A 20,881-nucleotide genomic window follows, 5' to 3' on the forward strand; every position below is an offset into this window, starting at 1 on the left:
TGCTCCGGTTAGTCAGTGGCAACAGAATAGTCGGTCGTGGCGCGGGCGGCGTCCGGTTGCGTCAACAGCGCCAGAATCTCGCTGCATTGCTGGTGAAAGGCGTCGCTATCGCGCCGACGCGGGTGAGGCAGCGCCACGGTGGTGAGGCGCTTTAATCGGCCGGGACGCGCGGCCAGTACCACGATACGGTCTGCCAGATAGACCGCCTCTTCCACATCGTGCGTCACCAGTAGCGTGGTGGTGCCTTCTTGCTGATGAATGCGCCGCAGCTCTTGTTGCATTTGCTGGCGCGTGAGGGCATCGAGTGCGCCGAAGGGCTCGTCCAGCATCAAAATTCGCGGGTTAGCGACCAAACCTCGCGCAATCGCCACCCGCTGCGCCATGCCGCCGGAAAGCTCGGCGGGCAGGGCATCAGCAAACTCTTGCAGATGTACCAGTTGCAGGAAGTGGCTGACGCGCTGTGCTTTCTCCGCCTGACTGAGCGTTTCGCTGGCCAGACCCAGCGCAATGTTTTGACGCACCGTGAGCCACGGAAAAAGGCGCGGTTCCTGAAACACAATGCCGCGCTCGCGGCCAATGCCGGAAATTAACCGGCCATCGACCCGGATGCGGCCTTGATAGTGGCTATCGAGCCCGACCAACAGGCGCAGTAGGGTCGATTTACCGCAGCCGCTGCTGCCGACAATCGCGACCAGCTCACCGGGGTAAATGGACACACTCAGATCATCGATTGCGGTCAAGGCGTTGCCGTTGACGCGAAAGTGTTTCGTGACGTGCTCAAACACCACTACCGGGTCGGTGTGGTTATTGGCTATGGGGTATGTCATCGCGTGACTCCTGTGTGACGCCAGCGGGTAAAGCGGCGTTCAAGGCGCTGGCCAAAATGGTCAAGTAAAGCGCCGGTAACGCCTGTCAGCACCATACCGCTGAGAATGATGGGCATATCCAGCAATTGCTGGGCGGTTATCATCAGGCTACCGATACCGCTGCCGGATGACATGAAATACTCCGCGCCGATGGTGCCAAGCCAGGCATAAATCATCGCCAGCCGCAGGCCGGTGAACAGCGCAGGCGCGGTATCCGGCAGCGTGAGTACGCGCAGGCGGTCGTGCCATGGCAATTGCAATACGCGGGCGACATCGTGCAGATCTTGTGAGCGTTGGCGTACGCCCTGATGACAGGCGACCAGCATCGGGAAGAAGGCCACCAGCGCGATAAACGTCACTTTGCCGGGTTCATCATTGCCCACCCAGGCGGTGATAAGTGGTAGCCAGGCAAATAACGCGATTTGCCGAAGCAGTGTCAGGGTTGGTGTGAACAGGGCATCGGCCAGCCGGTTTACCCCCAACAGCAGCCCGACCAGTAAACCGGCGCAAGCGCCGAGCGCCCCGCCTTGCAGCGCGCGCCGCAGGCTGTGCCAGAGGGCATCGGGCAACAATCCGTTGCGTATGCCTTGCCACATCGCGTGAATCACCTCGGCAGGCGGCGGGAGAAGCAGCGGGTTCAACCACGCGTGGTGGCTGCTTAACTGCCATAACGCAATCAGCAGTAATGGCAGAAGCCAGCCCAGCGCGTGGCCATCTGGCGTGGGTTGCAGGCGGCTCATCGCGGGCCTGGGCCCGCGAATCAAACGCTGCTCCAGCCGGGCGATGCCGGTTTCCATCAGTAGCCCGGTCAGGCCAATGACCACAATGCATACCAGCACAATGTCTAACTGAAAGAGCTGACGGCCCCAAACCATCAAATAGCCAATCCCCTGTGATGAGGCGAGCAGCTCCACCACAATCAACGAGACCCAGGCTTGCGACAGCGCCAGCCGTAAACCGGTAAACCACACCGGTAAGGTGGCCGGTAATATCAACCGCACAAGGCGAGAGCGACGCGGCAGACGCAGGCTGTCGGCCACCTCGATGAGCGGCAACGGAATATCGCGGATACCGCGTTGGGTGTGCAGCGTGACCGGCACCAGCACCGCTTTTATCAACACCGCCAGCTTCAGGCCGTCATCAATGCCAAACAGCGCCATGAACAGCGGAATCCACCCAAGCGTAGGAATTTGCGCCAGTGCATAAACTGTGGGGTAGAGCAGTCGCTCCGCGCGTGATGACGCGCCCATAAGCCCGCCAAGCAATGTGCCAACGGCAACGCCTGCGGCCAGCCCGCTGATGAGTCGGCGCAGGCTGATGACCCATTGGGTGAGCAGCTCGTCGTGCCATAGGGTCATGGCGGTTGTCGCCACCCGCGACGGAGCAGGCAGAATTTGCAGCGGCATCCACCCCTGTCGGCTGCTGACTTGCCATAGCGCCAGTACCAGTAGCGGTAACAGCCACGCTAGCGCCGCTTGCCTGCCCCAAGACGGCGCACAGCGTGGCAGGCGGCAGGACAGACGACAAGATAGCGGTGGGCGCAGCAGCCAGGGCTTATTCATTTTTTGTTTTAATGTCGGTTGAAATTAATCAATAAGACATAAAACCCTGAAGCGTGCGTCGATGCCAATGCGATAAACGGATATTGCGCGTGCAAGAAACGCATAAGCTTTGCGGTGCAGCACCGGGACAGGCTTATGCTTTTTTTGGCTGATAAATCATGGAAATGTTATTTACTGACCGCCCGTTGGGTTCGCTAGTTTCGTGTCACTGATTGCCTACTGCCTCATGCAGGCAGGCGAGTGGAGACGCGAGTGGAGAATGTGATGCAACAACAGGGGGTGAACGGGCGTAGCAGCAGGGTGTGGCGCGGCCTTGGCGCACTGATGTTGGCGCTGTTCATGCTGGGCGGCTCGCCTGCGCAGGCTGACAAACCGACGGAAATTCGTATTGGCTTGCCGGATCAAAGTGCCGGTACGAAGCCCTTTATTGGCGGCCCGCTGGGGCTTGCGTATATTCGCCACACGCTGGAGCCGCTGTTCGAGGCGCAGGGCGTGACGGTACGCTGGCAATTTTTCAAAGGTGCCGGGCCTGCGGTGAACGAGGCGCTGGCGAACCGGCAACTGGATATTGCTTATCTGGGCGATCTGGCGGCGATTATTGGTCGCTCTGGCGGTTTACCGACGCGCGTGTTGCTGGGGTCGCGCGGTTCGAGCGCCTATCTGGCGGTGACGCCGGAGTCGGGTATTCAACGGATAGAAGACCTGCGCGGCAAGCGCGTGGCGGTCTATAAAGGCACCGCCGACCAGTTAGCGTTTGAACGGGCGTTGCAGAGCGCAGGAATAAATACGCGTGATATTCACGTGGTCAATCTGGACTGGACGGCAGGGAAAGCGGCGCTGGCGGCGCGCCGGATTGATGCGGTGTGGGGCGGCGTGTCGTTACTGGCGCTACGTGCGCAGGGTATTCGCATTATTACGTCCAGCCGCGAGCTGGGCTGGGCCAACACCACGCAGGCGGTGGTGCTGGCGACGCAGGCGTTTATTGACCGCTACCCGGACATTACCCAGCAATTGGTGAATGCGTTAGTAAGTGAGGCGCGCTGGGCCAGCGACCCGGCGCATTTGCCGGAGTATATTCAGTTAATGGCCGGGCAGAGCCAGATACCGGCGGCGCTGTTTGAAGAGCAGTTCCGACCGGATTCACTGAATATACAAACCTCACCGCGTATTGATGCGTTTTTGCGCGCCAGCCTGCAAGACAGCTTACAGCGAGCGCGTGTCGCCGGGCTGGTGCGCGATGCTTTTGCCGTTGATGACTGGCAGGATAGCCGCTTTGTTGAGCAGGCGCTGACGGCACAGGATCTGCCGGCGTATTGGCCGCCGTATGATGCCAGCGGCACCCCCCAGCCATGAGGCGGGCTGCCGCCACGCATCGCGGCGTGCGGTGAATTATTGCGCCAGCACGCAGTTAACATCCAGCAGCTCTTCTGCCGAGCCGCGATGGATAAGGCCGGTTAGGTCGCGCCGCACCGCCAGGAGAAGGGTATCACCCTGTGCGTTTACGCTGAGAGCCAGACCGTAATTATCAAGCGAGTCATGGTGCTGTTGCACATAGCGCCCGAGCAGCATGAACGGCTTAACGCTGTCTGGCGTTTGCCCGGCCAGTTTCAGCGCCAGATAGGTGTGCCCAGACAGCGGGGCCGGGAGCGGCTGCCAGACGGCACCAAGAGCAGGTGCCTCATCGCGCAGCGTCTGATAAACCGCAGGGGCGAGGCAGGCGGTGTGAATATGCAGTTGGTTCTGGGTGCGGCCATATAACGAGTTAATGGCAAGCGCGATGTGCTCATCCTGAATCGGCGCGCCGCGTTGCTGTGATAACGCATGGCGATATCGCCACGCTGCCGCAAAATAGTTCGGCGTTTCTGGTTGCAGCAGGCGCGGGCTTTCCATTCCGCTTACACGCTCGGTCGGGATAAGTAAATTGTGATAGGGGCCGCGCCGGTCTTTCAGCAGGGCAACATGTTGGCTCAGGTCAACGGCGAGACAAGGCGCGGGCGAGCCGTTTTGTTGCTGGTGAGGCACACATTGCTGGCTGACAATCATCCATAATGCGTCGCTGTTTCCCCGGCGGGTAAAGGGCCGCCAGAGCGCGAGGATCAGCGCCACTAACAGTACGCAGATCAATAAACCTGACAAATAGGCGGTCTGACGGGGTTGGCGCATCATGGTGTATTGACCTTAATGACGAACAGACGTTGCGGCGTTGTCGCCGCAACATGGGCGGTAATCCGCGTTGATACAGTGCTGATACGCGTTGATACAGTAGTGTGGCGCAGCAAGATGGCGTCATGATGACCGCCCTTGCAGCAACGCGCCGTGGCGCTCAGGGCGAGGTATTTTCTTCGGTAATCACATTTTCTTCAGCAATCCATTGACGCATTTCATGTGTAACCTGCTCGATTAACATACTGCGGGCGTGTTGGGGCGGGAATATCGCCAGATACGCGGTTTCCAGTCGCGGCTCGAACGGTTTTATCAGTAACCCGCAATGGCTGCTGCGTGCGGTAATCGCATCCACAATTCCGATGCCAAGCCCGGTTGACGCCATAACGCAACAGTGGCGCAGCGACGTTTCGATGGGGCTTTGCAACAAAGTACCGGCAAGCGAGATGGCCTGCGCCAGTTGCGCCCGTAATACCGTTTTACGCCCGGGCAGGATCGCGCGGTGATGATTCAGGTCATCCAGCGTGATGCGCTCACGGTCAGCCAGCGGGTGGCCCGGCGCGATAACGGCAACGGCATGCGCCACGCCAAGCATTTCGGCCTGTAACCCTTTGATAGCGGGGGTACTGTTAATAAAACCAATGTCATATTGATTGCTCAATACCAGGTCGGTGATGGCCGGGGTGCTCTCCACATCCATAAACAGCGAGACATCGTCATACTGACGCAGTAGCGTTGGGAAAATCCGCTCAGTACACAGATTAGCCAGCGCCGACACCGCGCCAATGCGCAGCACGCTGCCCTTGGCATGGCGAATCTCGTCTGCCACCCGCAGAATATGATCCAGCCCGAGATAGAGCCGCTCGATTTCCCGAAACAGTTTGAGCGCCTCTTCACGAGGTTCCAGCCCCCGGCCATCGCGGTCAAACAGTTTCAGGTTAACGGCAAACTCGAAGTCTTTGATTAAACGGCTGACGGCGGGTTGCGTAACATTCATGATGTTTGCAGCCTGAGTAATACCGCCGGTCAGAATCACCTTATGGAATGCTTCAACCTGTCTTAAGTTGATTCGGCTCATAGATGTTACCAACCATAATATTTATTTATGAATTCGGTACAAAATACGATTTTTAATTCATTTTACCAACCCGTAGACTGCGGTTAGAGGGTTACAGTTTGTCATAAGTTTGAAGAAAACATGATATCGACGTAAAACGTCACGTCGATAAGACATTACGTCGATAAGACATTACGTCGATAAGACATCATGTCGGTAAAACATCATGTCGCCGGTGCATTGGCATGATCGTTCACCTCTTAATGGATAATGGAACCGTATACACACATGGAACCCAAGGAGTCACCATGAAAGGAACCCTGTTTGCCGTTGGGTTGATGGCAATGGCGCCGGGCATACACGCCGCCGGGCTCACCGTCGGATTAGCCTCATTCACCACCTCGATGGACCCGCAGTTTTACGTGGGAGGGGCGAATAGCGCCATGGCCCGTAATGTGTTCGACGGGTTAGTGAATCAAAACGAAACACAGCACATTACGCCAGCGCTGGCGGTGTCATGGCAGGCGATAGATGACAGCACCTGGCAATTTAAACTGCGCCCCGGCGTAAAATTTCATGACGGCAGTGATTTTAACGCCCGTGATGTGATTGCCAGTGTGAAACGTGTTGCATTGGCAGCAAAGAACAGTCCCAGCGCATACACCCCTTATGTTGCTGATATCAGCGACATTCGTGAGATTGACCCGCTGACGGTTGAAATTAAAACCAAAGGGCCGGCAGCGTTGTTGCTCAATAACCTAAGCCGGATTGCCATTATGCCCGCCCGGTTGGTTGACCAGCCAAGCGAGGTGCTCAATAGCGGTAAAGAGATAATCGGCACCGGGCCGTTTAAGTTTGTCTCCTACACCCCGGATGACAAAGTGGTGTTAAGCCGTAACGACAGCTATTGGGCGGGCAAAGCGGAATGGGACAGCGTCACGCTCCGTTTGATTAAAAACAGCGGTGCCCGCATCGCCGCTTTGCTGGCAGGCGACGTGGACATGATAGAAAGCGTGCCGACAACCGATCGCGCGACTATCGCCAGCCAACCGGCGTTCGCTACGGTGTCGGTGCCGGGCAATCGGATTTTGTATCTGCACCCGGATCAAGATCGCGATACCTCGCCGTTTGCCAGCGGTGATGACGGTAAAAATCCGCTGAAGAAACTGGCGGTGCGCCAGGCGATGTCGCAGGCCATCAACCGTGATGCGCTGGTGCAGCGCTTGCTGGATGGCCAGGGGTTATCCGCCTCGCAGTTGGTGCCGCAGGGCTATCCGGGCTATTCCGCGCGTATTGCCGCAGCGGTTTACGATCCGGCACAAGCCCGACAGACGTTAACGCAAGCCGGGTATCCGAACGGGTTTACGCTGACGTTTCATGCGTCTAACGATCGCTACCCCAATGATGCCAAGATTGCACAGGCGCTGGGGCAGATGTTCAGTCAGGTTGGCATTAAAACCGAGGTCATTACGATGCCCGGAAATGTCTACTTTGCCAAAGCCGCCCAGCGGGAATTTAGTCTGGTGATGGGGGGGGCTGCCATCGAAACCGGTGAAGCATCGGGCGTGTTGGGGCCGCTGCTGGAAACCTTTGGCCCGCAGACCGGGCAAGGGAACCGAGGGCGTTATACCAACGCCGAGTTTGACAAGCTGCTGGCGCAGGCGCGCGCGACGCTTGATGAAAGCAAGCGTGATGCGCTGTTACAGCAGGCAAGCGAATTGGCGATGAAAGAGCAGGGGGTGATTCCGCTGCTGTTTCTCTCCAATACCTGGGCAATGAAAAAGAGCTATCGCTACATGGGCCGCACAGACGGCTACACATTGCCCTATTTTGTTCGCTCTCAATAAACACCACGGTGTGATGTGGGGCGAAGCAAAATGAAAAAAATGAAGTAGTGCGATTATTTCGTTAACACCAGGGTTTTTCATCAGGCTGTGTTCCGTCGGTGGTTTCGGCGGAACACTTCGCCTGCCATTCGTTGCGCGAACACCGTGCATTCGCTGTGAATGTCGTCGTGTAATGCGGTGTTCCCCTTCTGTCTTTATTACTGCTTCCCAATCGAAGTAGCGGCTGGGGCTGTGTGTAATAACGCCAAAGCATGAATGGCCAAAGAGTGAGTGGCTAAAGAATAAATGCGCGCTGCCTGTCGTGCTAATGCAGGCAAGATACGCGCGGGCAGGCCAGCGACAGGTTAGGCCGGTGGCGGCGGGTGTACCGCCGTAGCGGGTGTAGTTGCGAATGTAGTTGCGGATGTAGTCGCGGGTGTAGAGGGAGGCACTGTGACACCTATTCCTATTATTATTGATTGCGATCCCGGTATTGATGATGCGCTGGCGCTACTTTGCGCATGCGCTGCGCCAGAATTGTCCATTGAAGGGATCACCGTGGTGAACGGCAACCAACCGTTGCCCGTGACGTTACGCAATGCGTTACAGATTCTCGAATTGGCCGGACGCTGCGATATTCCGGTGTTTTCCGGCTGCTGGCAACCGATGGTGCGCGAGCCTATCCACGGCCTGTTTCATGGCCGAAACGGACTGGGCGACACCGATTTTCCGGCACCGCGTTTGGCTGCACAGCCACAACACGCCGTTGATTTTCTCATCACACGCTGTTTGCAGGCGGCAAGGCAGGCACAACCGCTTACGCTGTGTACTCTCGGGCCGATGACCAATCTTGCCAGCGCCTTGTGTATTGCGCCGCAGATGCGTGAAGGGATTGCGCGTATCGTCTCGATGGGGGGCGCGTGTCGCGTACCCGGCAACCGCACCGTCGCGGCGGAGTTTAATATTCTGGCCGACCCGCATGCCGCCGATATCGTTTTCTCGCAAGGGCTGCCTATGACGCTATTGCCGCTCGATGTGACGCATCAGGTTATCTTAACGCCTGCGCGCGCCGAGCGCTTTGTCGCGCAGGCCGGGCGATTAGCCACACCGTTGCAGCAATTATTGGCCGGGTGGGATCGCCATGATCTGCGTCGTTACGGTTCACGGGGCGGCCCGCTGCATGATCCGTTAGTGATTGCCTGGCTGCTGCGTCCCTCGCTGTTTCACACCGAGTCAGCGCGCATTTTTGTCGAACATAACAGCGAATTGTGCATGGGGAAAACGCTGATGGATCTTTATGATGCGGGCGGCCTGCCTGCCAATGTCGATGTGGTCACGTCGGTTGATACTGAGGCGGTGTTGCGCTTATTTGAGCAACTGCTTTGTGCGTATGGAGTACCCTGATGGCACGTCAGCCTATCATTATTGATACCGATCCCGGCGTGGATGATGCCATCGCGCTGTGGCTGGCGCTCGCCTCGCCGGAGCTTGAGGTGCTGGGAGTGACCGTCGTGGCCGGTAACGTAGCGCTTAACGATTCGTTGTCAAACGCACGTCGGGTGGTGGCGCTTTCCGGGCGGCAAGATGTGCCGGTGTTTGCCGGGGCGTCAGGCCCGCTGATTGGCCCGCAACGCTATGGCAAATACGCCCATATTGGGGCGTTTGATGACCAACTGCTGCCTGCGCCAGAGTGCCCGCTGGCAACAGAGCATGCGGTGGAGTTTATCGTGCGTAGCGCGCGACAGGCGGCGCAAACCCACAATCCTATTACTTTCTGCGCAATTGGGCCGATGACCAATCTGGCGCTGGCGTTGATTCAGCATCCTGATGTGGCGCGCGGTATCCGGCGAATCGTCACCATGAGCTGTGCCTTTAGCGCGCTCGGGCACCGCATGCCGTGGGCGGAATTTAATGTCTATGCCGACCCGCACGCCGCCAGACGCGTGTTTAGCAGCGGTATTCCGCTGGTGGTGATGCCGCTGGACATGACGTTTCAGGCCCTTATCACCACGGCAGATATCGATACACTGGCGTGCAGCGCCGGGCTGCCGGGTCAGGCGATTGCGCGTTTGCTGCGCACGTTTGACCGGAGCGATAAAGCCCGTCTCGGGCGCGATGGCGGGCCGATTCATGATGCCACGACGATTGCCTGGTTGCTGCAACCCTCGCTATTCTCAGGTCGGCAGGCGCATATTGGCGTGACGACCGGCGGTGAAACTGCCGGACATACCTGGGCGGATTTCTATGGCAAACTCAATAAACAGCCGAATGCACAGGTGATGCAATCCGTTGATGAAGCAGGGTTTTTATCTCTGTTGCTGCGCGTGTTACGCTATTACCAGCACACCGAGGGCACTGCCGCTCACACATCGGATACGCGTTAATTTCAGGGGGAGTGCATGGCGCGTTTTTTGTTCAGCCGTTTCGTGCAAATGCTGATTACGCTTGCGGTGATGTCGTTGCTGGTCTTTGGTGGCCTGTATCTGGTTGGTAATCCGGTCGATTTGCTGTTGGGCAGCCACGCGACAGAGGTCGATCGTCTTGCGGTGATCCGCGCGTTCGGGCTGGATAAACCGTGGTGGCAGCAGTATGGCCTATTTGTTCTCCACGCCTTGCAAGGCGATCTGGGGCAATCGTTTGTCTTTAATCAACCGGCATTACCGCTGATTATGCAGCGCCTGCCCGCCACGCTGGAACTGGCGCTGGTGGCCTTTGGGTTGTCGTTATTCATCGGGCTGCCGTTGGGGGTATTTGCCGGATTGCGCCCCCAGAGCTGGGCGGCCAGGTCAGTGATGGTCGGGTCGGTTTTGGGGTTCAGTCTGCCCAGCTTTTGGCTCGGCATGATGATGATTATGCTGGTCAGCGTGAAACTGGGATGGTTGCCGGCCTCGGGGCGAGGGCAAACGGTGACGATTGCTGGGATACCGCTGAGTCTGTTGAGTCTCGATGGCTGGCAGCACCTTATCCTGCCGGCCATCAATCTCGCCTTGTTCAAGATTTCGCTGATAATCCGGCTAACGCGAGCGGGCGTGCGTGAGTGCCTGCAACAGGATTATGTCCGCTTTGCGCGCGCCAAGGGGCTGTCAGAGCGCCGTATTCTGTTTGTGCATGTGCTGAAAAATACGCTGATCCCGCTTATCACTGTTATTGGCATGGAGCTCGGCACACTGATTGCTTTTGCCGTGGTCACGGAAACGATTTACGCCTGGCCGGGGATGGGGAAGCTGATTATCGATTCGATAGCCGTGCTGGATAGGCCGGTTATCCTCGCCTACCTGATGATGACGGTGGTGATGTTCAGCCTGCTCAATCTGCTGGTGGATGTGCTCTATGCCGTGATTGACCCGCGTATTCGGCTGGGGGACGGGCGATGAAGCGCACACCGCGAGCGCCGCAAAGCGGTGCCGCTTTCGATAGCGCGAGAGCCTGGCGCATGTTGGTCTGCCAGCCGTTGCCGGGCCTGGGCGTCGTGCTGCTATTAACGGTGGTGCTTTTATCGCTGCTGGCCCCCTGGATTGCGCTGCAAAATCCCTATGATCTGGCGCAACTCTCCATTCTCGATAATCGCTTGCCTCCCGGTTCGTCAGGCGTCAGCGGTTTTACTTACTGGCTGGGCAGCGACGACCAGGGCCGTGATGTGTTCAGCGCGATTCTTTACGGCACGCGTACCAGCCTGATGGTGGCTGTCAGCAGCGCCCTGATAGCGTTGGCTGTTGGCATGATTGCCGGTATGGCGAGCGCGTGGTGGGGCGGGCGAATTGACACGGTATTGATGCGTATTGTCGATATCCAACTAAGTTTCCCGCCGATACTGATTGCATTGATTTTATTGGCGGTGCTGGGGCAGGGTGTGGAGAAGATTATTCTGGCACTGGTGATGACGCAATGGGCCTACTACGCGCGCACGCTGCGGGCGAGTGTGTTGCAAGAGCGCCAGCGCAGTTATGTGGACGCCGCGCGCAGTATGGCGTTTTCCGATACCCGCATTGTCTTTCATCATCTGCTGCCCAATTGCCTGCCGCCGCTGATTGTGGTGGCCGCCATGCGCATTGCTTATGCGATTATGCTGGAAGCAACCCTGTCATTTCTCGGCATCGGCCTGCCTGTCACCGAGCCCTCGCTGGGGCTGCTGATTGCCAATGGGTTTGACTACCTGTTATCCGGTGAATACTGGATAAGCCTGTTTCCGGGCGCGATGCTGTTGGTGATGATTGTTTCCATCAACCTGATTGGCGACGGCCTGCGGGATTTTCTTACTACCAGACAGGAGACGTAGCGCGTGAGCCAGCCGGTTCTGAGTGTCGAACATCTTCATACCGCCTTTCGGATAAAGGGCCAGTGGCGCGATGTGGTGCGGGATTTGTCATTTGCTATCGGCGCGCGTGAAACGCTGGCGCTGGTGGGCGAGTCTGGCTCGGGCAAGAGCGTCACGGCGTTATCTATCATGCGCTTGTTGGCCGGGCCGGACGTGCAAACCCGAGGGCGGGTCTGTTTTAACGCGGTTGATTTGCTCAGTTTGCCTGCGCGGGCCATGCAACAGATTCGTGGTCATACCATCGGCATGGTGTTTCAGGAGCCGATGACCAGCCTGAACCCGGTGATGAAGATTGGTCAGCAAATTACCGAAGTGCTGCAACGCCACCGGGGTATGGATAAGCGCAGCGCCCGGGCGCAGGCGATACGGCTGCTGGAAAAGGTGCGTATCCCGGCGGCCCGCGAGCGCCTTGATGAATACCCGATGAGCTTTTCCGGCGGCATGCGCCAGCGGGTGGTGATTGCGATTGCGCTTGCCTGCCAGCCCAAACTGTTGATTGTGGATGAACCGACCACGGCGCTGGATGTGACGATTCAGGCGCAAATTCTTGGCTTGCTGAAAACATTACAGCAAGAAGAGGGGATGTCGATGCTGTTTATCACCCATGATATGGGGGTGGTGGCGGAAATGGCTGACCGAACGCTCGTGATGCATCAAGGCGAGCGGGTCGAGCTGGCAGCGACACGGCAATTGTTTCATGCCCCGCAGCACCCCTATAGCCAGTCACTCTTTCGTGCGTTATCACGATTGGGCGACATGTCGGACAGCCCCTTTCCCCGGCGTTTTTCACTGACCGACGCCCCCGCTGAGGCCGAGCTTGCAAACACCGTGACGCCCGGCGAACCGCTGCTCGCGGTGCGTAATCTGGTCAAGCGTTTTGATGTCAGGCGCGGCTGGCTGCAACGGGTGAGTGGCCGGGTACATGCGGTAGAGTCGCTCTCTTTTAACCTGCAACCGGGGGAAACGCTGTCGTTGGTCGGGGAGTCCGGGTGTGGCAAGTCCACCGCCGGGCGGGCAATACTGCGCTTGCTTGAGCCGACCTCTGGCGAGGTGTCGCTATGTGGTGAGAACATGCGCGCCGCCAATACCGCGCGGCTGGGTGCATTGCGCATGCGCGCGCAGATGATTTTTCAAGACCCATACGAGAGCCTGAACCCCCGGCTGCGGGTCGGGCAGGCGATCGCCGAGCCGATGATCGCCCATCGCTTGGTTGCGCCGACGCAGGCCCCGGATGAGGTGGCGCAATTACTGGCGTCGGTCGGGCTGCACGCCGAGATAGCCGAGCGCTACCCGCATCAACTCTCCGGCGGCCAGCGCCAGCGCGTGTGCATTGCCCGGGCGCTGGCGCTCAATCCACGGCTTATCATCGCGGATGAGGCGGTTTCGGCGTTGGACATGACTGTTAAAGCGCAAATCATCAACCTGATGCTGGAGTTACAACAGCAACGCGGGCTGGCTTATCTGTTTATTTCACATGATATGGCGGTCGTCGAGCGTATCAGCCATCGTGTGGCGGTGATGTATCAGGGCGAAATTGTCGAGATAGGCCCGCGCCAGTCGGTGTTTAATCATCCGCAGCACCCATACACCCGAAAGCTGCTGGCCGCCGTGCCGGTGCCTGACCCGGAAAAGCGCCAGCATCGTTCACTGCTGGCTGATGAACTGCACAATCCGCTACGTTCGGTGGATTTTACGCCGCTGCCACGCCGTTACCGGCAGGTGGCGCAAGGCCATCAGGTGTTGCTGCCTTAACCGGAAACCTGAAACCGGAAACCGGATTGTCAGCGCCAGAAGGCGGCAGAAAAGAACGCGCAGGCTTCGTTCTCTGTGAATGAACGTCTGACTGATGAAGGAAAATACCGCCTCGGTTGCAGGCATTGATGGCAGAAAAGAGGCGGTGAGGCTAACGATATTTCCAGGCAGGCTATTTTTTCAGGCAACGTATTGCCGAACGATAATCGCTGTTAATGGTATCGGTTATGGCCAGGAGAGCCCATTATTAATATCGATAAACAGTCCGCCCGGGTAATATGGTTTACTGGAAAACGGCACCTTGCCATCACAGACGCCGACGCCATACGCTTTATTCATTTTCCCGTCCACCAGACGACCATTGCTGCGGTAGTGTTCAATCGGTTTAAACTCAACGCGTGTGGCGACAATATCGGCGCAACTATCGACGCCGGTAAAATCTTCAACGAACCCGATTGAGTTTCCTGATAATTTCCCCCACTCAATTGGCGTGCCCCAGGAACCAATTTTGGTTTTCTTATTATTACTGGTATCAACAACAAAACCGACCCAGATATTTTTGTTCGGTAACTGTTTATCCAGTTCAGCAATCAACTGATAGGTTCTATTGAGCTGGAAATCAGGGATGATGACGGCGCAGCTTGAGCCCGGATCGCCGTCGGCATCGTCAGTGCAGTGCTTATCTATCGTCGTCACGCCCTTGCCAAAAACGGAAAACAGCGCCCTGACGGAACCGTCATCCTGTGGCTGTAACCCCGTGTAATAGAGCTCTTCGCTTGACGGCGAACGATGGAAAAAACCGGCCTGTGAATAATAGATTTTTCTTTTTTTAGGGCCTGAGAGAATATTCATAGGGTAAATAATTTTATTAAACCCATCGCCGTATTTTTCTTCATTTTTATCCACCAGCTCGCCGGTAAAATTCACAATGTGTACGGCGTATTCTGTGTCTGGGAAATTCGCCATCGCCGTATTGCTCAGTGTGAGTAACGCCAGGGTAGCAGCAGGTAACGTTCTTTTCATTGACACTCCTGTGTAATGCTGTTGATAAAATGCCTCGCTAATAGTATTGAGGGGTTTTATTTCTTAAATGGGGTTTGTCTTATTTTTCGACTCTTACATTGATTTCTTTTGTTATTTTTATCTGGATCGCATTTTTATCAAATAATAAAGCTCAATCCGTGATTTTCTATATCTGTAGACTTTTCGTATCAGTCTGTTTTTATCTCTATAGGCGATAGTTTCAGGCGGTCGTATTTCAACATGTTATGGCGGACTGGTGTTTATTTGCGCATCACAATCGCTTAGTGCAGTGATGCGTGATGCGCGAGATAACAATGTGATATCTCTCGCCCTGACACCGGTTTTTAACAATAAGGCAGTAAAGTGATTGAGGCAGTAAAGTGATGGTTACAACAGTGATTTATCACTCTGGCTATGGTTACGCAGTGACAGAATGAACGCAGGGATATCTTGTCGCCAGCGTAACGGTATACCCGAGTAGCGGTATACCCGGGGAACAGTATCAGGGTAACAGTATAAGGGTGCGCCAGCTCAAAAACTCCGGCGGAAAAATGGAGCGGAAATAATCGCTGGTCTATGCTTTTTAAAACAAAACGATGCGACAGATGACATAGGGCACATATTTTTATTTTCGACCGAGTATAAGAAGTAAGAGTTATTTGAAGCGAGCCTGTGATCGCGTACAGTGAGATGACAAGGTATGGCTCTGATTTACCTGCGTCACTGAGGTAGCCTTGTTAGCGTACAATTCATAATTATTCGCATTGAGGACAGAATGGATAAATTTCAAAGAGAGATTGAGGAAAGAACCAATCTTACCTCGTCCAACAAGTTTGAACTGTTGTTGTTCCGTTTGGGGTCGCCAACAGGCAATGAACCCTCTGAGCTGTTCGGTATCAATGTGTTCAAGCTGCGTGAAATCGTTCCGATGCCGACGTTGACCAAAGCGGCGGGGATGAAACCGCCTATGCTTGGGATGATTAATATTCGCGGGCAAATTATTCCGGTTATTGACCTTCCGGCGGTGGTGGGATGCGGTGAGCATACGCAACGCAATATCCTGCTGGTCACGGAATATGCACGCAGCACGCAGGCATTTGCGGTGGAATCGGTAGATGACATCGTGCGTTTGGAATGGAGCCAGGTTAATACCGCTGAAGCGGGCGTGAGCAACACCTATATCACCAGTATTGCCCGTCTGGATAATGACCCTGCAAGCAACCGTCTGGCGCTGGTGCTGGATGTGGAGCAAATTCTGCATGACATTATTCCGCTAGAGCGCGAAATCAAGCTTGAGAACGTCGAAGCCAAAACCTTCAACCTCAAGCCGGGTGCAATGGCGATTGTGGCGGAAGACTCGAAAGTGGCGCGCTCTATGCTGGAAACGGGTCTCAAGGTGATGAACATCCCTTACCTGATGCACATCACCGGTCTGGAAGCCTGGAACAAGATAAAAGCCCTTCAGCAGGAAGCGCAGGCGGAAGGACGCCCGATTTCGGACAAAATTTCCTTTGTGCTGACGGATCTGGAAATGCCGGAAATGGATGGTTTTACCCTGACGCGCAATATCAAACGCGATGAGTCACTCAAACATATTCCGGTCATCATCCATTCATCGCTGTCGGGTTCTGCGAACGAAGACCATGTGCGTAATGTCGGTGCCGATTCGTATGTGGCGAAATTTGAAATTAATGAGCTCTCGGCTGCGATTCACAGCGTGGTTGATAAGGTCAAAGTACGATAATTCGGGCGGCCTGCGTTAGGCGGTCTATCAGATTACACTACACACCCGGTCGGTTATTTCCGGCTTTCTGATGTCTTCCTCAACCGGTTGGCTTGCGCCAGCCGGTTTTTTTTTATCTTTCGCTCAATAAGATACGTCAAATGTAACGCAATGGTTAACGTCGGGTGAAAAATCGGGCTTGACATTGAATTGACCAGGCATTAATTTCATTTGCAATTAATGCCTGGTCAATAAAAAGATGAACCGCTCAACACCGACTGCTCCTGTTTCTCCACATAGCGATAACGCCGATGACAGCCTTTATCCCATTGGCTTACTGATCCATCTGGCAAATCACTTTAAAGATAACCTGCTAAATGAATATTTTTCCGACAGTGATATTACCGCACCACAATTCAAGGTGTTGATTTCTATATTTAAAGGATTCAGCAGCCCGGTTGAGGTGAGCAAAAACGTCATGATGGATGGCGGAGCATTAAGCCGCATGATTGAGCGCATGGTGAAGCGTGATCTGGTCGTGCGCCAACGCCACCCGGACGACAAGCGCCAGGTTCTGCTGGCGCTGACGGAGAAAGGGCAGGCTATCTGTCAGCGTTTTGAGCAAGAAGGCATGATGGTGTTACCCACCCGCCTGATGGAACGCCTGTCGCCAGAGGAAGCCAAAACGCTCATACAGCTGATAACAAAAATGCTGCCAGATGACCTTATCGCGCGCTATTTTCCCGGCTGATCCCCCGGCTGATTTTTTTATTCTTATGCAAAGGTTCCCCATTTATGGAAACAACAGCGCCTTCTGTTGCACGCGGTAGTCGCCGCAAACGTCATTTTGCCATTCTGCTGCTGGTGTTACTGCTGGCGGGCATTGCCAGCGCGGTGTATTACCAGCGCTATCTGCGTTTTTATGAATCGACGGATGATGCTTATGTTAACGGTAATCTGATTACGCTCACCCCGCAGGTAGGCGGCACCGTGACGCAAGTCAGCGTCGATGAGGGCGATTATGTACAAAAAGGGCAATTGCTGGTGCAACTTAGCCCGAGCGACACGCTGATTGCCCTGCAACAATCGCAAGCGCAGTTGGCCAAAACCGTGCGGCAGGTGCGCGGGTTATACAGCACGGTAGAGAACTATCAGGCTCAGGTGGCCGCCAGGCAGGTCGCGTTGCAGCAAGCGGTGGGCGACTATAACCGCCGTAAAGGTCTGGTGGCCAAGGGTGCGCTCTCAAGCGAAGATCTGGCGCATTATCAGGATGCGGTAGACACGGCGCGTACCGCGCTGGACGCCGCCGAGCAAGCATTGCGCACCAATCAGGCCTTGGTGGATAACACGGTGATGGATGAACACCCTGATATTAAAAATGCGGTTGCGGATGTGCGTAGCAAATATCTGGACTGGGCACGCAGTGCGGTGGTGGCGCCAGTCAGCGGTTATGTAGCGAAACGCGCCGCGCAGGTTGGGATGCGGGTTAATGCGGGCGCAACCTTGATGACGATTGTACCGCTTGATCAGGTGTGGGTGGATGCCAATTTTAAAGAGAGCCAGATGCAACAGATGCGGCTGGGGCAGCCGGTTACGCTGACCGCCGACCTCTATGGCGATAAGGTGGAGTACCACGGCACTATCCAGAGCCTCGGCATTGGCACCGGCAGCGCGTTCTCATTATTACCGGCGCAAAATGCCAGCGGTAACTGGATAAAGATAGTGCAACGCCTGCCGGTGCGCATCGCTCTTGAACCCGACAACCTTGACGCGCACCCGTTACGCATTGGCTTGTCGATGCTGGCGCAGGTCGATTTGCATGATACCCAGGGCAAGTTATTACCGCCCGCGCCGCTGGCGCAGCCGCGTTACCGTACCGATGTCTATGACGACCCGTTACGGCAGGCTGATGCGATGGTGGCTAAAATCCTGCACGATAACAGCCTGCCGGTAGCAGACCATCGTGGCTAATGCAGCGGCCATGAACGATAAAGCGGCGTTTACGCCGCCTAACCTCGGCCTGGCGACGCTGGCGCTCTCTCTGGCGACCTTTATGCAGGTGCTGGACTCGACGATAGCCAACGTTTCGCTGCCGACCATTGCCGGTAATCTTGGCGTGAGTTCTGACCAAAGCACCTGGGTCATCACCTCGTTTGCGGTGTGCAACGCCATTTCGCTGCCGTTAACCGGCTGGCTGTCTCGCCTGATTGGTCAACGGCGGCTGTTTATCGTGTCCGTGATGCTGTTTAGTCTGGCCTCATTTCTGTGCGGCTTTTCACGCAGCATGACGGAGCTGATTGTCTTTCGGGCGATGCAGGGCTTTTTTGCCGGGCCGATGTACCCGATGTGCCAGACACTGCTGTTGACCATCTTTCCGCCGTCGCGACGCAACATGGCGCTGGCGCTGTTGGCGATGGTGACGGTAGTCGGGCCAATTGTCGGCCCAATCACCGGCGGCTGGATCACGGATAACTACGCCTGGCCCTGGATTTTCTATATCAATGTCCCGATAGGCATAGTGGCCTGTACGGTGGTGGCGATGCAATTGCGCGACTGGCGTGATACCACGCAGCGTGCGCGGGTTGATTACATCGGTATCGCACTGTTGATTGCCGGGGTCGGAACGTTACAAATCGTACTGGATAAAGGTAACGATCTCGACTGGTTTGCCTCATCGGAGATTATCGCGCTGTCGGTGGTGTGTGTGGTGGCGCTGGTGGCGTTTGTTATCTGGGAGTTGGGCGAGGCGGAGCCTATCGTCAATCTGCGGCTGTTTGCCGATCGCAATTTTACCGTCGGCACCCTGTCGCTGATGCTCGGTTACGCCGCCTTTTTTGCCATTAACGTCATTTTGCCGCAGTGGTTGCAAACCTGGATGGGCTACACCTCAACCTGGGCGGGGATGGCGGCTGCGCCGATGGGCATGTTGCCGATGATTTTGACGCCGATCGTTGGTCGTTACGGCAACCGTATCGATTTACGCCTGCTGGCGACGCTGTCTTTTGTCGTCATGGGGCTCTCTTGCCTGATGCGCGCCCGCTTCACCGCCGATGTTGATTTTTTCACTATCGCCGGTGTGCAGCTTTTTATGGGCATCGGTGTGGCGTTTTTCTTCGTGCCGCTGACCTCGATTTTGCTATCGAATTTACACGGCAAAGAGCTGGCCGATGGCTCGGGGCTGGCGACCTTTTTGCGGGTGCTTGGCGGCAGTTTCGCCTCCTCGCTGACCACCTGGATGTGGTCACACCGTGAGATTTACCACCATGCGGTGCTCAGTGAGAGTGTGTCGGTTTACCACCCCCCGGCGGTGGACTACCTCAATCAGCTTGGCGGCGTGAGCCAGTCAACGCTGGCACAGCTTGATAGAACCGTGCAGCAGCAAGCGTGGATGGCTTCAACCATCGATTACTTCCACCTGCTCGGCTGGGGGTTTATGGCGTTGATTGTGGTTATCTGGTTTGCTCGCCCGCCGTTTACCAAAGCGGCCAGCGCGTCTGCCGGGCACTAAACGCGATGGGCAGCGCGGCGATGAGGGGTGTGGGTTTACCGGTTTTTGATGAACGCGAAGGAGGTTTGACATGATGTTATCCGTGATGCCGTCCATGATGCGGTTTACTGCTGAATTGATAAGCTGGATAGAAGGGAATCTTGATAGCCCATTGATGATTAATGATGTCACCCGTAAGTCGGGTTACAGCAAATGGCACCTGCAACGCCTGTTCAAAAAGGAAACCGGTCTGTCGCTTGGCACCTACATTCGCAACCGGCGGCTCAGTAAAGCGGCGGTTGAGCTCAAGCTGACCAACCAAACCATTCAGGATGTGGCGCTGCGCTACTGTTTTGACTCTCAACAGTCATTTACCCGCACATTCAAAAAGCATTTTGGCATTGCGCCTGGTCATTACCGCAAGTTGCCTTCCTGGGATTTCTCCAGCCTGCAACCCTCGCTGGAGGATACGCTCGAATGGCTACCGATCCCTGAAGTTGCGCTGCCACCGCTAATGCCGTCAGACACGCGGATGTATACCTATGTGCAAAATGTTGATGATTTTACCGCCTGCAACGGCAATCTGCCGCGCGTGAAACTATGGGAGAGCCTTGCCGAACGGCAACCGGGTTCGGATGCTGTGATGTATGCCTTCTCCACGTTTTACCCGGATGATAACCGGATTCATCGCCGCGTACGGGTGAATTACCATTTGGGCATGTTCGGTGCGACGCACGGCGACGATGATTTTCGCTGGATGCGGGAAAAGGGGTACAGTGTCGCGGCCGTATCACCGGAGGATTTACCTTATCAGTCCGATAATAATACCCACTATTTATGTTTTAAATTTTCCGGTGGCGAGCAGGAATACACCACTTTTTTACAAACTATTTATAACCATATTCTGCCGGGGCAAGGTTATATTCGAACTGACGGCTGCGATGTTGAAATTATTCGCTGCCGTAAAACCGCACAAGGGAAAATCGCCACGGATCTGTTTGACGTGGATTATTATATTCCGTTTGCACCGCAATGATTTCGATTGAAAAAATAGCCTCGATTGAAAAACGCCTGCCGCCCTGCGCCATAAATAGCCTATTTATGGCG

The 20,881-nt window shown here is 55.7% G+C and carries 17 protein-coding genes; 12 read left to right on the forward strand and 5 right to left on the reverse strand.

What is annotated here, in order from left to right; genetic code table 11:
* Positions 1 to 8: 8 nt before the first annotated feature.
* A complete protein-coding gene (locus tag O1Q98_RS19330) occupies positions 9 to 827 on the reverse strand; it encodes an ABC transporter ATP-binding protein (protein WP_125259922.1) in 819 nt (272 codons plus the stop codon).
* Positions 824 to 2,428, reverse strand: coding sequence for an ABC transporter permease (locus O1Q98_RS19335; RefSeq protein WP_125259921.1), 1,605 nt, complete (start codon positions 2,426 to 2,428; stop codon positions 824 to 826). Before O1Q98_RS19335 ends, O1Q98_RS19330 begins: the two co-directional genes overlap by 4 nt.
* A gap of 264 nt (positions 2,429 to 2,692) precedes the next feature.
* Here O1Q98_RS19335 and O1Q98_RS19340 point away from each other — a divergent pair, with 264 nt between their 5' ends.
* Positions 2,693 to 3,781, forward strand: a complete 1,089-nt coding sequence (locus tag O1Q98_RS19340; RefSeq protein ID WP_125259942.1) for an ABC transporter substrate-binding protein — start codon at positions 2,693 to 2,695, stop codon at positions 3,779 to 3,781.
* Positions 3,782 to 3,817: 36 nt separating this feature from the next.
* Here the strand turns inward: O1Q98_RS19340 and O1Q98_RS19345 are convergent, their stop codons facing one another.
* Complete coding sequence (locus tag O1Q98_RS19345; RefSeq protein ID WP_125259920.1) at positions 3,818 to 4,594, reverse strand: CDP-diacylglycerol diphosphatase; 777 nt, start codon at positions 4,592 to 4,594, stop codon at positions 3,818 to 3,820.
* 157 nt (positions 4,595 to 4,751) lie between these two features.
* Positions 4,752 to 5,669, reverse strand: a complete 918-nt coding sequence (locus tag O1Q98_RS19350) for a LysR family transcriptional regulator (protein WP_125259919.1) — start codon at positions 5,667 to 5,669, stop codon at positions 4,752 to 4,754.
* 287 nt (positions 5,670 to 5,956) lie between these two features.
* Here O1Q98_RS19350 and O1Q98_RS19355 point away from each other — a divergent pair, with 287 nt between their 5' ends.
* The 6 genes from O1Q98_RS19355 to O1Q98_RS19380 all read left to right on the forward strand — a co-directional run bounded on the left by O1Q98_RS19355 (position 5,957) and on the right by O1Q98_RS19380 (position 13,541).
* Positions 5,957 to 7,495 (forward strand): ABC transporter substrate-binding protein, encoded by a 1,539-nt coding sequence (locus O1Q98_RS19355; protein ID WP_125259918.1) that lies wholly within the window; start codon positions 5,957 to 5,959, stop codon positions 7,493 to 7,495.
* A 432-nt stretch (positions 7,496 to 7,927) separates the two neighbouring features.
* Positions 7,928 to 8,878, forward strand: coding sequence for a nucleoside hydrolase (locus O1Q98_RS19360; RefSeq protein ID WP_125259917.1), 951 nt, complete (start codon positions 7,928 to 7,930; stop codon positions 8,876 to 8,878).
* Positions 8,878 to 9,858: a nucleoside hydrolase gene (locus tag O1Q98_RS19365; protein WP_125259916.1), complete on the forward strand. Its 981-nt coding sequence runs from the start codon at positions 8,878 to 8,880 to the stop codon at positions 9,856 to 9,858. The genes O1Q98_RS19360 and O1Q98_RS19365 overlap by 1 nt, the downstream gene beginning before the upstream one ends.
* 15 nt (positions 9,859 to 9,873) lie before the next feature.
* Positions 9,874 to 10,848 carry an ABC transporter permease gene (locus O1Q98_RS19370; protein ID WP_125259915.1) on the forward strand — a complete coding sequence of 325 codons (975 nt, stop codon included), beginning with the start codon at positions 9,874 to 9,876 and terminating at the stop codon, positions 10,846 to 10,848.
* The gene (locus tag O1Q98_RS19375) at positions 10,845 to 11,750 is read left to right on the forward strand and encodes an ABC transporter permease (RefSeq protein ID WP_125259914.1); all 906 of its coding nucleotides are present in this window, start codon (positions 10,845 to 10,847) and stop codon (positions 11,748 to 11,750) included. Before O1Q98_RS19370 ends, O1Q98_RS19375 begins: the two co-directional genes overlap by 4 nt.
* Positions 11,751 to 11,753: 3 nt before the next feature.
* A complete protein-coding gene (locus tag O1Q98_RS19380) occupies positions 11,754 to 13,541 on the forward strand; it encodes an ABC transporter ATP-binding protein (RefSeq protein ID WP_125259913.1) in 1,788 nt (595 codons plus the stop codon).
* A gap of 225 nt (positions 13,542 to 13,766) precedes the next feature.
* On the opposite strand, the gene O1Q98_RS19385 is transcribed toward O1Q98_RS19380, so the two are convergent.
* Positions 13,767 to 14,564, reverse strand: coding sequence for a DUF3472 domain-containing protein (locus O1Q98_RS19385; RefSeq protein ID WP_125259912.1), 798 nt, complete (start codon positions 14,562 to 14,564; stop codon positions 13,767 to 13,769).
* 775 nt (positions 14,565 to 15,339) lie between these two features.
* Between O1Q98_RS19385 and O1Q98_RS19390 the strand changes: the two genes are divergently transcribed.
* The 5 genes from O1Q98_RS19390 (at position 15,340) to O1Q98_RS19410 (ending at position 20,810) form a co-directional block, all read left to right on the forward strand.
* Positions 15,340 to 16,308 carry a chemotaxis protein gene (locus O1Q98_RS19390; RefSeq protein WP_125259911.1) on the forward strand — a complete coding sequence of 323 codons (969 nt, stop codon included), beginning with the start codon at positions 15,340 to 15,342 and terminating at the stop codon, positions 16,306 to 16,308.
* A 238-nt stretch (positions 16,309 to 16,546) separates the two neighbouring features.
* A complete protein-coding gene (locus tag O1Q98_RS19395; protein WP_125259910.1) occupies positions 16,547 to 17,038 on the forward strand; it encodes a transcriptional regulator, SarA/Rot family in 492 nt (163 codons plus the stop codon).
* A gap of 44 nt (positions 17,039 to 17,082) precedes the next feature.
* Positions 17,083 to 18,258 (forward strand): HlyD/EmrA/EmrK family protein, encoded by a 1,176-nt coding sequence (locus O1Q98_RS19400; RefSeq protein WP_125259909.1) that lies wholly within the window; start codon positions 17,083 to 17,085, stop codon positions 18,256 to 18,258.
* Between the two features lie 10 nt (positions 18,259 to 18,268).
* On the forward strand, positions 18,269 to 19,795 hold the full coding sequence (locus O1Q98_RS19405; RefSeq protein WP_125259941.1) for a DHA2 family efflux MFS transporter permease subunit: 1,527 nt from the start codon (positions 18,269 to 18,271) through the stop codon (positions 19,793 to 19,795).
* Positions 19,796 to 19,865: 70 nt separating this feature from the next.
* Positions 19,866 to 20,810: a helix-turn-helix domain-containing protein gene (locus O1Q98_RS19410; RefSeq protein WP_125259908.1), complete on the forward strand. Its 945-nt coding sequence runs from the start codon at positions 19,866 to 19,868 to the stop codon at positions 20,808 to 20,810.
* Positions 20,811 to 20,881: the final 71 nt, after the last annotated feature.

Origin of the sequence: Dickeya lacustris (assembly GCF_029635795.1) — a bacterium.
GTDB lineage: Bacteria > Pseudomonadota > Gammaproteobacteria > Enterobacterales > Enterobacteriaceae > Dickeya > Dickeya lacustris.

What these genes read in the sequence shown, in the direction of transcription:
- O1Q98_RS19385 (WP_125259912.1), bottom strand. Translation starts at nt 14,564, where the DNA reads ATGAAAAGAACGTTACCTGCTGCTACCCTGGCGTTACTCACACTGAGC.
- O1Q98_RS19345 (WP_125259920.1), bottom strand. Translation starts at nt 4,594, where the DNA reads ATGATGCGCCAACCCCGTCAGACCGCCTATTTGTCAGGTTTATTGATC.
- O1Q98_RS19390 (WP_125259911.1), top strand. Translation starts at nt 15,340, where the DNA reads ATGGATAAATTTCAAAGAGAGATTGAGGAAAGAACCAATCTTACCTCG.
- O1Q98_RS19375 (WP_125259914.1), top strand. Translation starts at nt 10,845, where the DNA reads ATGAAGCGCACACCGCGAGCGCCGCAAAGCGGTGCCGCTTTCGATAGC.
- O1Q98_RS19405 (WP_125259941.1), top strand. Translation starts at nt 18,269, where the DNA reads ATGAACGATAAAGCGGCGTTTACGCCGCCTAACCTCGGCCTGGCGACG.
- O1Q98_RS19370 (WP_125259915.1), top strand. Translation starts at nt 9,874, where the DNA reads ATGGCGCGTTTTTTGTTCAGCCGTTTCGTGCAAATGCTGATTACGCTT.
- O1Q98_RS19335 (WP_125259921.1), bottom strand. Translation starts at nt 2,428, where the DNA reads ATGAATAAGCCCTGGCTGCTGCGCCCACCGCTATCTTGTCGTCTGTCC.
- O1Q98_RS19355 (WP_125259918.1), top strand. Translation starts at nt 5,957, where the DNA reads ATGAAAGGAACCCTGTTTGCCGTTGGGTTGATGGCAATGGCGCCGGGC.
- O1Q98_RS19350 (WP_125259919.1), bottom strand. Translation starts at nt 5,669, where the DNA reads ATGAGCCGAATCAACTTAAGACAGGTTGAAGCATTCCATAAGGTGATT.
- O1Q98_RS19330 (WP_125259922.1), bottom strand. Translation starts at nt 827, where the DNA reads ATGACATACCCCATAGCCAATAACCACACCGACCCGGTAGTGGTGTTT.
- O1Q98_RS19410 (WP_125259908.1), top strand. Translation starts at nt 19,866, where the DNA reads ATGATGTTATCCGTGATGCCGTCCATGATGCGGTTTACTGCTGAATTG.
- O1Q98_RS19340 (WP_125259942.1), top strand. Translation starts at nt 2,693, where the DNA reads ATGCAACAACAGGGGGTGAACGGGCGTAGCAGCAGGGTGTGGCGCGGC.
- O1Q98_RS19365 (WP_125259916.1), top strand. Translation starts at nt 8,878, where the DNA reads ATGGCACGTCAGCCTATCATTATTGATACCGATCCCGGCGTGGATGAT.
- O1Q98_RS19400 (WP_125259909.1), top strand. Translation starts at nt 17,083, where the DNA reads ATGGAAACAACAGCGCCTTCTGTTGCACGCGGTAGTCGCCGCAAACGT.
- O1Q98_RS19395 (WP_125259910.1), top strand. Translation starts at nt 16,547, where the DNA reads ATGAACCGCTCAACACCGACTGCTCCTGTTTCTCCACATAGCGATAAC.